This window comes from Flavobacterium urocaniciphilum (assembly GCF_900110615.1).
In the GTDB taxonomy this organism is placed as follows: domain Bacteria; phylum Bacteroidota; class Bacteroidia; order Flavobacteriales; family Flavobacteriaceae; genus Flavobacterium; species Flavobacterium urocaniciphilum.
The window spans coordinates 101,784-117,622 of sequence record NZ_FOEI01000003.1 but is presented as its reverse complement, the minus strand read 5'-3'; the positions used below and the strand labels follow the sequence as shown (position 1 = coordinate 117,622).

Sequence of the window (15,839 nt, the reverse complement as noted above, 5' to 3'; positions counted from 1 at the left end):
ATTAAATGAGGTTTTTTTTAGTAATTGTATTTTTTATAATATGCAGTATTTGTCATTCACAATCAACTTTAATTGGTAAAGTAATAAATGTAACCAATCAAACTTTAGCAAATGCCAATATTATAGCTTTACCAACGAGTAATGGTAAAAATTTAAAATTTTCAACTGCTAATAGTAAAGGAGAATATTCATTAACATTAGATACAAATACAACCTACGAAATAACTGTTTCTTATATAGGTTATCATGAACAAAAACTAATTTTCGAAGCCAATTCTGAAAACAAAATTTATGATTTTATTTTAAAGCCAAAAGAAAATAAAATTGAAGAAATCGTAATAAAATACGAATACAAACCCATAGAAATTAAAAAAGACACGGTTACTTTTAATGTAAAATCGTTTACTAACGGCAACGAACGTAAACTAAAAGAAGCCTTGGAAAAAATGCCAGGAGTAGAAGTAGACAAAAATGGAGGTGTTACTTTTCAAGGTAAAAAAGTAACGCAAACCATGGTAGAAAACCGTAATTTTTTTGGTGGTGGCTCTAAATTGGCTGTTGAAAATATTCCTGCCGATGCACTAGATAAAATTGAATTTATTGATAATTTCTCAGCAAACGGTGTGCTAAAAGAAGTTTCCGAAAGTGATCAACTAGCCATGAATGTGAAACTGAAAAAAGACAAATTGAAATTTGTTTTTGGAGATATTCAAGGCGCAGCTGAAATTGCTAATGATAATAATTTTAATTTAGTACATGCTGGTTTGTTCTATTATGCACCAAAAATTAATGTTGGATATATCGGTGATATTAATACAATTGGTAAAAGTACTTTTACATATGAAGATGTAATGCGTTTTAGTGGCGGTTATAGCAGCTTTTTAAACGAAAGAAAATCGTTAACAAATTTGTATTCTTTAGCAAATGACAATAAAGATGTTGTTAAAAACGAATCTCAGTTTAGTGCCATAAATTTGGACACAAAAGTCAATAAAGTAAATCTAACTGGATATAGTATTTTTTCAAAAACATTTATATCAAGTCACGCCATTACAAAAAACCAATATTTTCAAAATGCAACTACTATTTTTGAAGATAAAAGCGATAATACTTTTGTAAATAATTTAATGAATATTACAAATGTTCAATTAGATTATCAACCAAACAAAAATGAAAAATGGTTATATAATGCACAATATCAATTTTCAAAAAACAATAACAAAATAGATTTAAATACAAGTACAACTTTATCAAATATCTTTTTCGAGAATTTATTAAAATCTAAAAATAATATTTTTAAACAATATGCAGAATGGCATAAAAAAATAGCAAATAAACACACTTTAACTTTTGTAATAAATCATCAATTTGAAAATAGTACACCAGAAAAAAATTGGAAAACCAACGAGGCTTTTTTAACTAATTTTATTCCTATTCAAACCGATTCTGAATATTTAATTTATCAAACGAAAGAAATTGAAAATAATACCATTGATTTTTTATTGAAACATTATTGGATTTTAAATAATGCGAATCATTTATATACTAATATTGGAGTTAGTAATTGGCAAACGGATTTAATCACTTCTGAAAATCAAATTTTAACCAACGGAAATATAAATGATTTTAATTCAGGCGGATTTGGAAATAATTTAGAATATAATTTAACAAATGCTTTTTTTGGTTTAGAATATAAATTTAAGATTAAAAAGTTTTTAATAAAACCAATTTTGTATTTGCATAATTATAACTTGAAAACCTTTCAAAATTCTAAGAATACTATTTCAAAATTATTACTTCAACCTCAATTTAATGCGGATTATGAATTTAATGAAAATGAGAAAGCTAGTTTTAAATATAAATTAGTTAATTCCTTTTCTGAAGCGAATAATTATGTAGATAATTATGTACTTCAAAGTTATAATACCGTTTTTAAAGGAAATGCATTATTGGAAAATGAAACCTTTCATAATCTATCCTTAAACTATTCTAATAGAAAGTATTTTAATAGTTTCAATTGGTTTGCTTTTTTAACGTATAATAAAAAAACAACTTCTATTAGAAATCAGTTAGTTATTGATGGAATTAATCAATTTTCAACACCTGTTTTAACAGATAATCCTGAAAATAATTGGCGGCTTGCTGGAAATTTTTCCAAAAAAATATATAAAATTAATTTAAGTTTTAATGCTCTATTAAATTGGTTTGATTATTTACAAACAGTGAATAACGAACTGACTCGATATGAAAGAACCAATCAAATTTTCACAATAAAAGCAAGAACTCAAAACAAAAAATGGCCCGATTTTTCTATTGGTTATACTAAAGGATTTGGAAATTTAAAAGGAGTAACTACATCTAAAAATTTTAATGAATCGTTTGAAACGGCTTTAAATTTTAGGTTTTTAAAAGATTTTGTTTTTGAAATTAATTACGATAACTATATAACAAAAAACAATAACAATAATAAAACCTATTTTGAAATAGCTAATTCTTCTTTACGATACAACAAAAAAAATAGTCCTTTAACTTTTGAAATTTTTGTAAATAATATTTTAAATACGAAAATAAAAAACAACATTAGTATATCAGATTATATTATTTCTGAAAACAAAACCTTCATTTTGCCAAGAATTGTAATGTTATCATTAACTTATAAATTGTAAATCAAATTATAATAAAAAAACCTGTTACATTCTTGTAGTGTAACAGGTTTTTTTATTTGGAAAATCATCCAAAATCTTAATTTCAAATTAAACTAAAAAACGCTATCTTTACCCTCAAAAGTAAATTTTGACCAGTAGTTCCAATTAAGGAGCGATCAATATATATATTATGGCATGTACAAGTTGTTCAACCTCAGACGGGAGTTCTCCGAAGGGGTGTAAAAATAATGGGACTTGCGGCACCGATAGCTGCAACAAATTAACTGTTTTTGATTGGTTATCTAATATGCAATTACCTGGAGGACAAGAGCCTTTCAATTGTATTGAAGTTCGATTTAAAAACGGTAGAAAAGAATTTTTTAGAAATACTGAAAAATTAACTTTAAGCATTGGCGATGTTGTTGCTACTGAAGCACAATCAGGTCATGATGTAGGAATTGTTTCTTTAACAGGTGAATTGGTGCGTGTTCAAATGAATAAAAAAGGTACCAATCCTGATTCTGAAGTGCCAAAAGTATACAGAAAAGCGACTCAAAAAGACATCGATATTTGGCAAGATGTTCGAAACAAAGAAGAAGCTATTCAGGTTAGAGCACGTGAAATTGCGATTACATTGAAGTTAGAAATGAAAATTTCTGATATTGAATTTCAAGGTGATGGATCGAAAGCAACGTTCTATTATACAGCTAGTGATCGTGTCGATTTTAGACAATTGATTAAAGAATATGCAAGCGAGTTTAAAATCAGAATTGAAATGAAACAAGTAGGTTTCCGTCAAGAAGCTGCCCGTTTAGGAGGTATTGGTTCTTGTGGAAGAGAATTATGTTGTTCGTCTTGGTTAACCGATTTCAGAAGTGTAAATACTTCAGCAGCTCGTTATCAGCAATTATCCTTAAATCCGCAAAAATTAGCAGGTCAATGTGGTAAATTAAAATGTTGTTTAAATTATGAGTTGGATACGTATTTGGACGCTTTAAAAGGGATGCCCGATATGGATACCAAAATCTTAACTGATAAAGGCGATGCGTATTGTCAAAAAATAGATATTTTCAAAAATTTAATGTGGTTTTCATACGCTAACGCGCCTGCTCATTGGCATGTATTGAAATCAGATCAAGTAAAAGAAATTGTTGCTTTAAACAAACAAAACAAGAAAATTGCTCAATTAGAAGATTATGTTGAGGAAGTTTCTACTTTAAATATTGAAAAGAAATTTGAAAATGTGGTAGGTCAGGATAGCTTAACGCGATTTGATCAGCCAAAGAAAAAATCAAATAACAATAAAAGAAAAAAGAAACCGTTTAAGAAAAATGAAAAATAATTTTTTAATCAAATCCTTTTTTGGTTTGTTTTTTGTGTTAGTGTCTTGTGATGAAAAACAAGTTTTTGACGAGTATAAAGAATTCGACGGAGCTTGGAAAAAAAATCATAAAGCAAGTTTCACTTTTGAACAAAAAGATACCACTGGCGTTTATAATTTATTTTTAAACATTCGAAACAATAACGACTATCCTTATAATAATTTATTTGTAATTGTTTCTATGAATCAACCCGATGGTAAAGTATTAGTGGATACGTTGGAATATGATATGGCATATGATGATGGAACGCTGATGGGAACTGGTTTTTCAGATATTAAAGAAAGTAAATTGTGGTACAAAGAAAATTATAGTTTTCCAAAAGCAGGAAAATATACTATCGATATAGAACATGCTGTTAGACAAACTGGTAGAGTAAAAGGTCTGCAAGATTTACCAGGTGTTACCGAATTAGGATTAAGAATTGAAAAAAGATAAAACAATACAATAATATGGCAACAAATAATAGTCAAGTCAATTATTCAGATTACGTAAGAAAATTTTGGAAACTATTTTTATATAGTTTTGGAGGTGTAATTTTATTTTTCTTATTAGCATCTTGGGGATTTTTTGGTAAAATGCCATCCTTTGATGAATTAGAAAATCCAGATACTAATATTGCTACTGAAATCATTTCTTCAGATGGCGTTACATTAGGAAAATTTTATAAAGAAAACAGAACACCTGTAAAATATCAAGATTTACCAGATCATTTAGTAAAAGCATTAGTAGCTACTGAAGATGAGCGTTTTTATGAACATTCTGGTATTGATGCGAGAGGAACTCTTAGAGCCATTTCAAGTTTAGGAAGAAGCGGAGGAGCAAGTACCATTACGCAACAGTTAGCCAAAAATTTATTCCATGGTGAAGGTTCTAAATTTTTACCTTTCCGTATCATTCAAAAATGTAAAGAATGGATTATTGCAACAAAACTAGAACGTCAATATACGAAACAAGAAATTATTGCATTATATTTAAACAAAGTAGATTTTGTAAATAGTGCGGTTGGTATTCGTTCGGCAGCTAAAATTTACATGAATAAAGAACCAAAAGATTTATCAATAGAAGAAAGTGCTTTATTTGTGGGAATGTTGAAAAATCCAGCCTTATTCAATCCAACAAAAGAAAAAAGAAAAGAAAAAGTATTAAACAGACGTAATACGGTTTTTGATCAAATGGTTAAAAATAAAGTGATTACTAAAGAAGTAGCTGAAGCATTAAAAAAACGTCCTGTTAAAATTAACTTCAAACCTGAAAGTCACGCAGAAGGTACTGCCACTTATTTTAGAGAATACTTACGTGAACATTTGAAACCTATCATCAAAAAAATTGAAGAAGAAAAAGGGGAAGAAATTGATTTATATACTGCTGGATTAAAAATTTATACTACAATTGATTCTCGTATGCAACAGTATGCTGAAGAAGCGGTTGAAGAGCATTTATCGAATTTACAACCAGAATTTAATCGTCGTCAGAAGAAAAATCCAACGGCACCCTTTTTAGATATCACTCCAGAAGAAACGCAGAAAATCATGAATCAAGCCATGAAAAACTCTGAAAGATGGCGAGTAATGAGTATCAATGGAAAGTCGGATGCTGAAATCAAACAATCTTTTGAAGTTCCAGCAAAAATGAAAATCTTTACTTGGAAAGGAGAAAAAGATACAATTATGAAACCGATTGATTCTATTTTGTATTACAAACATTTCCTTCAAACAGGTATGATGGCTATGGAACCACAAACTGGTCATGTTAAAGCGTGGGTGGGTGGTATTAATTACAAATATTTCCAATACGATCACGTTGGACAAGGAGCTCGTCAAGTTGGTTCTACATTCAAACCATTTGTTTACGCAACAGCAATCGACAGATTAGGAAAATCGCCATGTGATATGATTATGGATTCGCCATTCACGATTTTAAAAGGTGATAATAATGATAAAGATTGGACACCAAACAACTCAGACGGAAAATTCAGAGGATTGGTTTCTATGAAAAAAGCATTAGCTAATTCTATCAATACAGTTTCAGCTCGATTAATTCACGAAGTTGGAGCACCAGCGGTTGTGGATATGGCTAAAAATTTAGGAGTAACTGCTAAAATACCAAACCGTCCAGCAATTGCATTAGGTGCGGTTGAAATTACAGTAGAAGAAATGGTTGCTGCCTTCAGTACTTTTGCTAATGAAGGAGTTTATATCAAACCACAAATAATTACTAAAATCGAAGATAAAAATGGTGTGGTTATTTATCAACCTGTTCCAGAATCTCATGATGTAGTAAATAAAGACGTAGCTTATACAATTATTAAATTAATGGAAGGAGTTACCGAATCGGGTACAGGTTCACGTTTACGTTGGGCTGCATCAGCACCGTCTAACTTTTTAACAGGTGTACCTTACAATATCAAAGGACCAGTTGCAGGAAAAACGGGAACTTCTCAAAACAATTCAGATGGTTGGTTTATTGGAATGGTTCCAAATTTAGCAGCCGGTGTTTGGGTAGGAAATGAAGATCGTTCAGCCCATTTTGAAGCAACAAGCATGGGACAAGGTGCTACAACTGCCTTACCAATTTATGGTATTTTCATGCGAAAATGTTTAGCAGATAAAACGCTTAATGTATCCACAAAACCTTTCGAAAGACCAGCAAATATGTCTATAAAAGTAGATTGTGCACCAGAACCAACAAGAGTAATTGATTCAACTGCTACCGATTCAACCGCAGCTCCAGTTGATGCACAACCTGATACAGATGGATTAGATAATCTATAAATAAATTATGATTTCAAGAAAAGTAAACAACGTACAACAAGCTCTTGAAGGAATTCAAGACGGACAAACAATCATGCTAGGAGGTTTCGGACTTTGTGGCATCCCAGAAAATAGTATTGCAGAATTAGTAAACATGAATGTTACTGATTTAACTTGTATTTCTAATAACGCAGGAGTTGATGATTTTGGATTAGGATTACTTTTACAAAAACGTCAAATTAAAAAAATGATTTCTTCTTATGTAGGTGAAAATGCCGAATTTGAAAGACAAATGCTTTCAGGTGAATTAGAAGTAGAATTAACGCCACAAGGAACTTTAGCTGAAAAATGTCGTGCTGCTCAAGCTGGAATACCAGCATTCTTTACGCCAGCAGGTTACGGAACTGAAGTAGCTGAAGGGAAAGAAACTCGTGAATTTAACGGTAAAATGCACGTAATGGAATTGGCTTATAAAGCTGATTTTTCTATTGTAAAAGCATGGAAAGGTGATGAAGCTGGAAATTTAATATTCAAAGGAACAGCACGTAATTTCAACGCTTGTATGGCAGGTGCTGCCAAAATTACTATTGCTGAGGTTGAAGAATTAGTGCCAGCAGGAACGTTAGATCCAAATGAAATTCACATTCCTGGCATTATGGTAAACCGTATTTTCCAAGGTGAAAAATTTGAAAAGAGAATTGAGCAACGTACAGTAAGACAAAAATAATTAGCCAATTGGTCAATCTGCCAATGAGAAAGTTTAAATCGGCATATTGAAAAATTGAAAATTGACACATTAAAAAAATGGCATTAGATAAAAATCAAATCGCAAAAAGAATCGCACAAGAAGTTAATGATGGTTACTATGTAAACTTAGGAATCGGAATTCCAACTTTAGTTGCCAATTATGTTAGACACGATATTTCGGTTGAATTTCAATCGGAGAATGGTGTTTTAGGTATGGGTCCTTTTCCATTTGAAGGAGAAGAAGATGCTGATATCATCAACGCAGGAAAACAAACTATTACAACTTTACCGGGAGCAAGTTTTTTCGATTCTGCTTTTAGTTTCGGAATGATTCGTGCACAAAAAGTAGATTTAACTATTTTAGGAGCTATGGAAGTTGCAGAAAATGGAGATATTGCCAATTGGAAAATTCCAGGTAAAATGGTTAAAGGAATGGGTGGTGCAATGGATTTAGTAGCTTCAGCTGAAAATATTATCGTTGCCATGATGCATGTTAATAAAGCTGGAGAATCTAAAATCCTTAAAAAATGTACACTTCCATTAACAGGTGTTGGTTGTGTGAAAAAAGTCGTTACTGAGTTAGCGGTTTTAGAAATCACTCCAAAAGGTTTTAAATTATTAGAACGTGCACCAGGAGTTACAGTAGAAGACATCATTAAAGCTACTGAAGCTGATTTAATCATTGAAGGAGATATTCCAGAAATGAATATTAATTAATTCAAATTGAAATAGAAATTATAATTTAAACCTGATAGTTTTTTAAATCTGTCAGGTTTTTTCAAAATAGTATGAGAGCAAAAGTTATTTTAAAATCAGGTAAAGAAAAATCAATACTAAGACGTCATCCATGGGTTTTCAGCGGAGCAGTTTATGGCGTAACACAAGAATTAAATGATGGAGAATTGGTTGATGTAGTCGATGCTCAAAATAATCATTTAGGAACAGGTTATTTTAGTGATAAAGGAAGTATTGTTGTTCGATTGTTAACGTTTGCTAATGAAACTTTTTCTGATACTTTTTGGAAAGAGAAATTTCAATCGGCTTGGTTTTTACGAACTCAAATTTTAGATTTTGATGTAACCAATGCTTTTCGTGTTATTCATGGTGAAGGTGATGGAATTTCGGGTTTAATCATCGATTTTTATAATAACAATTGGGTTATTCAAGCGCATTCAACTGGTGTTTTTCTTCAAATGGATAAAATTGCAGAAGCGATTCAAACTAGTTTCCCTGATAATTGTGATACTATTTATTGTAAAAGTTCGGGCACCTTACCAAATACAGGAACGGATTATTTCTTATTTGGTTCCAATTCGGAAACAGTTGCTAAAGAAAATGGTATTTTATTTTCAGTAAATTGGGTGGAAGGTCAGAAAACAGGTTTCTTTTTAGACCAACGAGACAATAGAAAATTATTAGCCGAATTCTCAAAAGGTAAAAAAGTTTTAAATACTTTTTGTTATACTGGAGGTTTTTCTATTTATGCGATGAGCGCTGGAGCAGAACTAGTCACTTCAGTAGATATTTCTCAGAAAGCTGTAGATTTAGCTGCAAGTAATATGGAATTAAATTTTCCTAATTCGAATCATAAAGCGGTTGCCGATGATGTGTTCAACTTTATGAAAGAAAACCATCAGATATACGATGTAATTGTTTTAGATCCACCAGCATTTGCAAAAAGTATTAAAAGTAAGCACACAGCAACTCAAGCGTATAAACGTTTAAATATAGCAGGTTTAAAAGCGTTAGCACCTAATGGAATTTTATTTACGTTTTCTTGTTCTCAAGTCATAGATGATGTGTTGTTTTATAACACAGTAGCAGCAGCTGCCATTGAGACCGGAAGAAATATTCGTGTGTTACACAAATTAGAACAAGGTCCAGATCATCCAACCAATATTTACCATCCAGAAGGACATTATTTAAAAGGATTAGTATTGTTTGTAGAATAAGATTATAGTTCTTAAAAAAGTATTTTACAACTTGTTTTTAAAATAAAAAAGCCTTCAAATACTTGAAGGCTTTTTTATTCTATAATGGTAAAAATTATTTACTTAAAACTATTTTCTTAGTTGTTTTAGAAGAACCATTTTCAATTGTAATCATGTAAACACCTTCAGATAAATCTGAAATATTTAATTGATCAACTGAACTATTCATTTCTTTAGTAGTAATCATTCTTCCTTGAATATCGTATAATTTAATTACCGATTTGTTGTCTAAAACAATAGATCCTAAATCAATATTAATGATTCCAGAAGTTGGGTTAGGATAGATTTTTAATTCTGATAACATATTATCTTCTATAGAAAGAGGAGGTGTAATACTACAAATATTTAATTTAACAGAATTAACTACTCCACCGTCTCCATTATAAGCATCAACTACAGTTAATGTCCAAGTACCTTGTGCATTTAAACCGTTAAATGTCGATAATGATTCAAAAGGAATAACGTTACCAGTTAATGCTGGTGCTGTAGATGTACATAAAACTGGATCACCAGAATCGTCCATAACACAATTAACATTATCATTATCACCACAAGGCTCACTTAATAAAGTAATTACAGGGCTACCAATAGATGCTGGACCTGTCAAATATACTTTGAAGTCTTGAATATACGTGTGTGTAATATTTAATTCAACATTAATATCTCCAATTGTTAAAGAAGATCCTACAGTTACTGGAATAGTTGCTGTTGCATTAGCAGTTGTAGCGATTGTTGCATTTGAAAAATCTGTAGCTGTAAATACATTTCCACAAGATAAAACTCCAGTTTGGAATCTATAAACTGTAGCAGAAGCAGCCGGCGCATTTCCACATCTGTTTGTAGGTAATACTCTCCAATAATAATATGTTTCTTGACTTAAACCTGATACGATATATGAAGTATTTAATGTATTTACATCTAAAAATAATGTTGCAAATGTAGGTGATGTTGAAACTTGTAAATTATAATTTTCAGCATTTGTATTTGCATTCCAAGTTAAATTAACTGTTGTTGCAACAGTTGTTTGGTTATTTGTTGGTGTATTTAATGCAATAGCACTAAATGTATTACTATAGATGTTTAATTGTCTTGTTCTTGTTTCAGACTCAGTTCCATTATTACCAACAATTCCAACATTATATGAACCAGGAGTTACATTTGTTAAGTTTGAAATAGTCATTGTTACAGGACCATTAGAATTTCTAGATGTCGGTGAAAAAACAGCAGTTGCTCCACTTGGTAAACCAGTTGCAGAGAAAGTTGTTGTCATTGCACTTGATTGCGTATAGTTAAAAGTATATACAGCATTTTGATTAGCACATACAGTTAAATCATCAGAAGTTGGAACTAATGCAAAAGTTGAAGTTAAACCTGTTATAACTAAAGAGTAATTTTGTTTTCCTGTTACTAAATTTCCTTTATGAGTAATTGTAATCGTATAATCACCGTTTGCAACTGGACTATCAATTTTAACTAATTCTACATTATCAATTGCATTATCTTGTGTTCTGATTGCATCTGCAGTTATATCATCATTTAATTTCCAAGGGAAATAAGTAGTTGCATTTCTGGTAATTCTAATATCTAGGTCATTAACTAATGCTTTTGTTAAATCATTTGCAGCTCTTTCACCATTATTAGGATCACCTGGAACGTCTGTCCATGTAATTGAAGCAGCTAATGGAGTAGTTCCTAAAGCTTTAACGTTCATTGTAAAAGATTGACCTTGATTTAAATTTTGTTCTGAAATCCAAGCTGACAAACCGTTTCCAGTAATAGCTTGAGCAGCAGCTTTGGCATTTAATAATCCCCATCCAAAAATTGCATCTGGACCAATTGTACCAGCATCATCTGCAGTATGACAAGCTAAACCTTTTAAGGTAGCAGCTTTCATGAATTTTGTAGTTAAATTATTATAATGTTGTTGTAATAATATTAATGTACCTGCAACGTTTGGAGATGCCATAGACGTTCCTGTCATTGAAGTAGTTGCTGTATTTGAAGTACTAGTTGTAGAAGTTAAACCTGTACCATTTCCTGTAATATCTGGCTTAATTCTTCTGTCATCTGTTGGACCTTGACTACTTGAAGTATTTATTGCTACTGCAGCAGTTAAATTTCCAACCGCATCAACAGAAGCGTCTTGTGCATTAGCAACTATTAAATTATTTTTTGCTGTTTTATTTCCTACTAATTTATCATAACCATAAGAGATAGGTTCAGCATTGTTTTGATTAAGACCATCATTACCTGCTGATACTACCATTAAATAATATGGTGATAAATATGCAATTTCATCCCAATTTGCAGCGTCTTGACTATATGTTCCAATATACCATGCAGGTAATGTTGTACCAGATTGGCTTGTAACGGGAACACCATAAGAATGATTTGAAACTAACATACCTTCTAATACTTCTGAAAGTACTTCAGATTCATCATCTGTCCAATCAAAAGTTCTTCCTGTTGCTTGATATGCCATACCTCTAATTGAAGTAGGACCATCAGCTAAAACAGTTCCTGTTACGTGAGTGGCATGAGCAACGTATGTTGTTCCACTAGGATCATCGATAGATTCAACTCTACCTCCGAAATAATTATGTGTTGTTCTAACTTTTCCACCGTCCCAAACACGAGCTACCATTCCTTGTCCGTTTAGATTTAATCCTAAACTTCCTCCAGTATTTAATTGTAAAGCTCTTGTTGATTTTGCCGCAGCTTGATTTTCAGTAGCAAAATAAATTGGATAGCCATCAGGAGTTAATTTCATCAATTGATGAAAATTTCCTTCTTTATCAGTATAACTTAAAGGTATATTGTTAACTAAAGCATATTGATAAGCTCTTGCTTTTTCACTTGCTTCTAATTCTTTAAATTCAATTGATCTCTTTTTAATTAAATCAATATCATAATCTTTGGTTATGTTTTTAACATCTTTAGAAGATTGAGAAAATCCCATAAATCCAATGCTAAAAATAAATAACGATAAAATTTTATTTTTCATTTTTTAACTATTTTGGTTGTTTTTATGTAGTTAGGCGAGCAAATATATTGTTTTTTATCTTAAATTCAACATATTTTAATGCATAACCATTAATATTAACAATTGTTATTCAATTATTTACAAATTAAACAATTGCTTTTTTAATAAAATCTCAAAATATTTTTATGTTATAAATTTGCAAAGAAATCGTTTCCTTTATCATCTGTAATAATAAAAGCAGGGAAATCCTTAACTGTAATTTTACGTACAGCTTCCATTCCTAATTCTTCAAAATCTACCACTTCAACAGATAAAATATTTTCTTTTGCTAAAATGGCTGCAGGTCCACCAATAGATCCTAAATAGAAACCACCGTATTTATTACAAGCATTCATAACCTCTTTACTTCTATTACCTTTTGCTAACATTACCATGCTTCCTCCAGCTGCTTGGAATTCATCTACATAAACGTCCATTCTTCCTGCTGTTGTTGGCCCGAAACTTCCTGAAGGCATTCCATCTGGTGTTTTCGCCGGACCAGCATAATAAACTGGATGGTTTTTGAAATATTCTGGCATTGGTTTACCAGCATCTAACAATTCTTTAATTTTTGCATGAGCAATATCACGTGCAACAATTAAAGTACCATTTAATTTTAATCTTGTTTTAATTGGGTATTTCGATAATTCTGCTAAAATTTCCGACATTGGTTTATTCAAATCTATTTCTACAGCTGGCTCTAAATGTGGAGCAGTAGCTGGTAAAAACTGACCTGGATTGGTTTCTAATTGTTCTAAGAAAATTCCATCTCTCGTGATTTTTCCTTTAATATTTCTATCTGCCGAACAAGAAACTCCCATACCAACCGGACAAGAAGCAGCATGACGTGGTAAACGAATAACGCGCACATCATGTGTTAAATATTTTCCTCCGAATTGTGCTCCAATATGACTTTCTTGACAAATTTGTTGCACTCTTTTTTCCCATTCTAAATCTCTAAATGCTTGACCAGCCATATTACCAGAAGTTGGTAAATTATCATAATAACCAGCTGAAGCTTTTTTAACAGTAGCTAAATTCGCTTCTGCAGAAGTTCCTCCAATAACAATTGCTAAATGGTAAGGCGGACATGCAGATGTTCCTAAATCCATGATTTTTTCACGGATAAATTCTTCCATCGATTTATCATTTAACAACGATTTTGTTTTTTGATATAAGAACGTTTTGTTTGCAGAACCACCACCTTTTGTTAAAAACAAAAATTCATAAGAAGCTCCTTTTTTTGCATAAATGTCTATTTGTGCAGGAAGATTAGAACCTGAGTTTTTTTCTTCGAACATTGAAATGGGTACAATTTGCGAATAACGTAAGTTTTTATTGGTATAGGTATTGTAAATTCCTTTCGATAACCATTCTCCATCATCAACACCTGTGTAAACATTTTCTCCTTTTTTAGCAACTACAATTGCTGTACCTGTATCCTGACAAGATGGTAATTGACCTTCCACTGCTACTGCAGCATTTTGTAATAAATTATAGGCAACAAATCGGTCGTTGTCTGTAGCTTCAGGATCTTCAATAATATTTCTTAATTTCTGTAAGTGCGCTGATCGTAACATGAATGAAACATCATCCATAGCTTCTTGAGCTAGTAATTCTAACCCTTTTGGATCTACGACTAAAATTTCTCTATCTCCTAATTGCTCTACTTTTACGTAGTCTGAAGTTAATTTTTTGTATTGTGTATCGTCTTTTAAAATTGGATACGGTTCTTGATATAAAAAGTCCATTGTATAGTGTGTTTATAAATGTAAAGTTACGGATAATTTTAAAAAAATCTTTATGAGTTATAAACTCTTAGCGGCTTTGTTTGAGTTAATTATTTCACAAAAAACCAACTTGCCACTGCAATTGCTGTAATAACACAAATTAGGTCAACTAATAACATGGTTGCTAATGTATAACGAGTGTTTTTCACATTAATACTTCCAAAATAGACAGCAATTACATAAAAAGTTGTTTCGGCACTACATTGAAAAATAGAGCTTAAACGACCCGTTAATGAATCTGGTCCAAAGTTATTCATCGCATCTATCATAAAACCACGAGAACCACTTGAACTAAATGGACGTAACATGGCAACGGGTAAAGAATCTGTAATTTCTTTTGAAACATTTAAATTTGAAAAAATATAAGAAATTCCATTGCTCATCATTTCAAATAATCCACTATTTCTAAAAAAAGAAATGGCCGCTAACATTCCTAATACATAAGGGAAAATAGTTACTCCTGTTGTTAAACCATTTTTTGCTCCTGAAACAAAAGCATCAAATATGGTGGTTTTTTTCTCAACAAATTTCTTTTCTTTTAGAAATGCATAGGTTAATGTAATTCCAATAATGGCAATTAACATAATAGCAGATAAGTTAGAAGTAAAGAAATTCTTTTCCACTAAATTTAAACCGTTGATGTAAAATAATAAACCAACTATAGATGCAATAATAGACATTAATCCAACTAATAAAGTGGCACTTTTAAAATTAATACGTTGTCTAATTCCAACAATTAATAATGCTGCAATTGTACCAATAAATGAAGTAATGATACATGGTAACATTACATCAGCAGGATTAGCGGCATTTGCTGCTGCTCTATATCCAATAATAGATGTTGGTATTAAGGTTAAACCCGCAGCATGTAAACACATAAACATAATTTGTGCATCACTAGCCTTATCTTTTTCGGGATTCAGTTCTTGTAAACTTTCCATGGCTTTTAATCCGAATGGTGTGGCTGCAGAATCTAAACCTAAAAAGTTAGCCGCAAAGTTCAACGTCATGTAGGAAACCGATTCGTGATTTTTTGGAATTGAAGGGAAAATTTGAGCAAAAAATGGACTTAGTTTTTTAGCTAAATATTCTGACGCTCCTGAAATAATTAATAATTCCATAAGTCCACAAAAGAAGGCTAAATAAGCCATTAACGGTAAGATAATATCAAATAAACTAGCTTTACAGGTTGGTAATAAACCATCCGATTTTTGTACGCCACTAAATACTTTAACCGTTTTGTTTTTAAACACATAAGTTGTGTCTGGGTTTAAAGTATCTAAGTCAACTTTATATGTTTTTTCTTCTGCTTTTAGAATTGAATCTTGTAATGGTTTGGGATATTCATTTAAGAATTTTTCAGAGATAAGAATAGGATCGTCTTTTTTTCCGTTTAAAACATAATCGATAGAATAATATTGTGAAGAAAATAATCCAACTATTATGAATAGAATTGATGAAATAAAAATTACTAACCAGAATCGACTTAATACCATTTTGCTTTTTTTTGTA

At 31.2% G+C, this 15,839-nt stretch carries 10 protein-coding genes; 7 read left to right on the top strand and 3 right to left on the bottom strand.

What is annotated here, in order from left to right:
- The first annotated feature begins 5 nt into the window (after positions 1-5).
- The 7 genes from BMY86_RS07305 to BMY86_RS07275 all read left to right on the top strand — a co-directional run bounded on the left by BMY86_RS07305 (position 6) and on the right by BMY86_RS07275 (position 9,476).
- Complete coding sequence (locus BMY86_RS07305; RefSeq protein WP_091467096.1) at positions 6-2,666, top strand: carboxypeptidase-like regulatory domain-containing protein; 2,661 nt, start codon at positions 6-8, stop codon at positions 2,664-2,666.
- Between the two features lie 169 nt (positions 2,667-2,835).
- Positions 2,836-3,987 (top strand): PSP1 domain-containing protein, encoded by a 1,152-nt coding sequence (locus tag BMY86_RS07300; protein WP_091467092.1) that lies wholly within the window; start codon positions 2,836-2,838, stop codon positions 3,985-3,987.
- On the top strand, positions 3,977-4,462 hold the full coding sequence (locus BMY86_RS07295) for a gliding motility lipoprotein GldH (RefSeq protein ID WP_091467489.1): 486 nt from the start codon (positions 3,977-3,979) through the stop codon (positions 4,460-4,462). The genes BMY86_RS07300 and BMY86_RS07295 overlap by 11 nt, the downstream gene beginning before the upstream one ends.
- Positions 4,463-4,476: 14 nt before the next feature.
- Positions 4,477-6,798, top strand: a complete 2,322-nt coding sequence (locus tag BMY86_RS07290) for a penicillin-binding protein 1A (RefSeq protein ID WP_091467090.1) — start codon at positions 4,477-4,479, stop codon at positions 6,796-6,798.
- Positions 6,799-6,805: 7 nt separating this feature from the next.
- Positions 6,806-7,504, top strand: a complete 699-nt coding sequence (locus tag BMY86_RS07285; protein WP_091467088.1) for a CoA transferase subunit A — start codon at positions 6,806-6,808, stop codon at positions 7,502-7,504.
- 77 nt (positions 7,505-7,581) lie between these two features.
- Positions 7,582-8,241 (top strand): CoA transferase subunit B, encoded by a 660-nt coding sequence (locus tag BMY86_RS07280; protein ID WP_091467084.1) that lies wholly within the window; start codon positions 7,582-7,584, stop codon positions 8,239-8,241.
- 71 nt (positions 8,242-8,312) lie between these two features.
- Positions 8,313-9,476, top strand: coding sequence for a class I SAM-dependent rRNA methyltransferase (locus tag BMY86_RS07275; protein WP_091467082.1), 1,164 nt, complete (start codon positions 8,313-8,315; stop codon positions 9,474-9,476).
- A gap of 94 nt (positions 9,477-9,570) precedes the next feature.
- Here the strand turns inward: BMY86_RS07275 and BMY86_RS07270 are convergent, their stop codons facing one another.
- The 3 genes from BMY86_RS07270 to BMY86_RS07260 all read right to left on the bottom strand — a co-directional run bounded on the left by BMY86_RS07270 (position 9,571) and on the right by BMY86_RS07260 (position 15,823).
- Positions 9,571-12,519 (bottom strand): S8 family serine peptidase, encoded by a 2,949-nt coding sequence (locus BMY86_RS07270; RefSeq protein ID WP_091467079.1) that lies wholly within the window; start codon positions 12,517-12,519, stop codon positions 9,571-9,573.
- Between the two features lie 167 nt (positions 12,520-12,686).
- The gene (locus tag BMY86_RS07265) at positions 12,687-14,288 is read right to left on the bottom strand and encodes a fumarate hydratase (protein ID WP_091467077.1); all 1,602 of its coding nucleotides are present in this window, start codon (positions 14,286-14,288) and stop codon (positions 12,687-12,689) included.
- An 89-nt stretch (positions 14,289-14,377) separates the two neighbouring features.
- The gene (locus tag BMY86_RS07260) at positions 14,378-15,823 is read right to left on the bottom strand and encodes a nucleoside recognition domain-containing protein (protein ID WP_091467074.1); all 1,446 of its coding nucleotides are present in this window, start codon (positions 15,821-15,823) and stop codon (positions 14,378-14,380) included.
- Positions 15,824-15,839 lie beyond the last annotated feature (16 nt).

Coding starts and splice junctions, on each gene's coding strand:
- BMY86_RS07270 (WP_091467079.1), bottom strand. CDS start 12,519: ATGAAAAATAAAATTTTATCGTTATTTATTTTTAGCATTGGATTTATG.
- BMY86_RS07305 (WP_091467096.1), top strand. CDS start 6: ATGAGGTTTTTTTTAGTAATTGTATTTTTTATAATATGCAGTATTTGT.
- BMY86_RS07275 (WP_091467082.1), top strand. CDS start 8,313: ATGAGAGCAAAAGTTATTTTAAAATCAGGTAAAGAAAAATCAATACTA.
- BMY86_RS07265 (WP_091467077.1), bottom strand. CDS start 14,288: ATGGACTTTTTATATCAAGAACCGTATCCAATTTTAAAAGACGATACA.
- BMY86_RS07280 (WP_091467084.1), top strand. CDS start 7,582: ATGGCATTAGATAAAAATCAAATCGCAAAAAGAATCGCACAAGAAGTT.
- BMY86_RS07290 (WP_091467090.1), top strand. CDS start 4,477: ATGGCAACAAATAATAGTCAAGTCAATTATTCAGATTACGTAAGAAAA.
- BMY86_RS07295 (WP_091467489.1), top strand. CDS start 3,977: ATGAAAAATAATTTTTTAATCAAATCCTTTTTTGGTTTGTTTTTTGTG.
- BMY86_RS07285 (WP_091467088.1), top strand. CDS start 6,806: ATGATTTCAAGAAAAGTAAACAACGTACAACAAGCTCTTGAAGGAATT.
- BMY86_RS07260 (WP_091467074.1), bottom strand. CDS start 15,823: ATGGTATTAAGTCGATTCTGGTTAGTAATTTTTATTTCATCAATTCTA.
- BMY86_RS07300 (WP_091467092.1), top strand. CDS start 2,836: ATGGCATGTACAAGTTGTTCAACCTCAGACGGGAGTTCTCCGAAGGGG.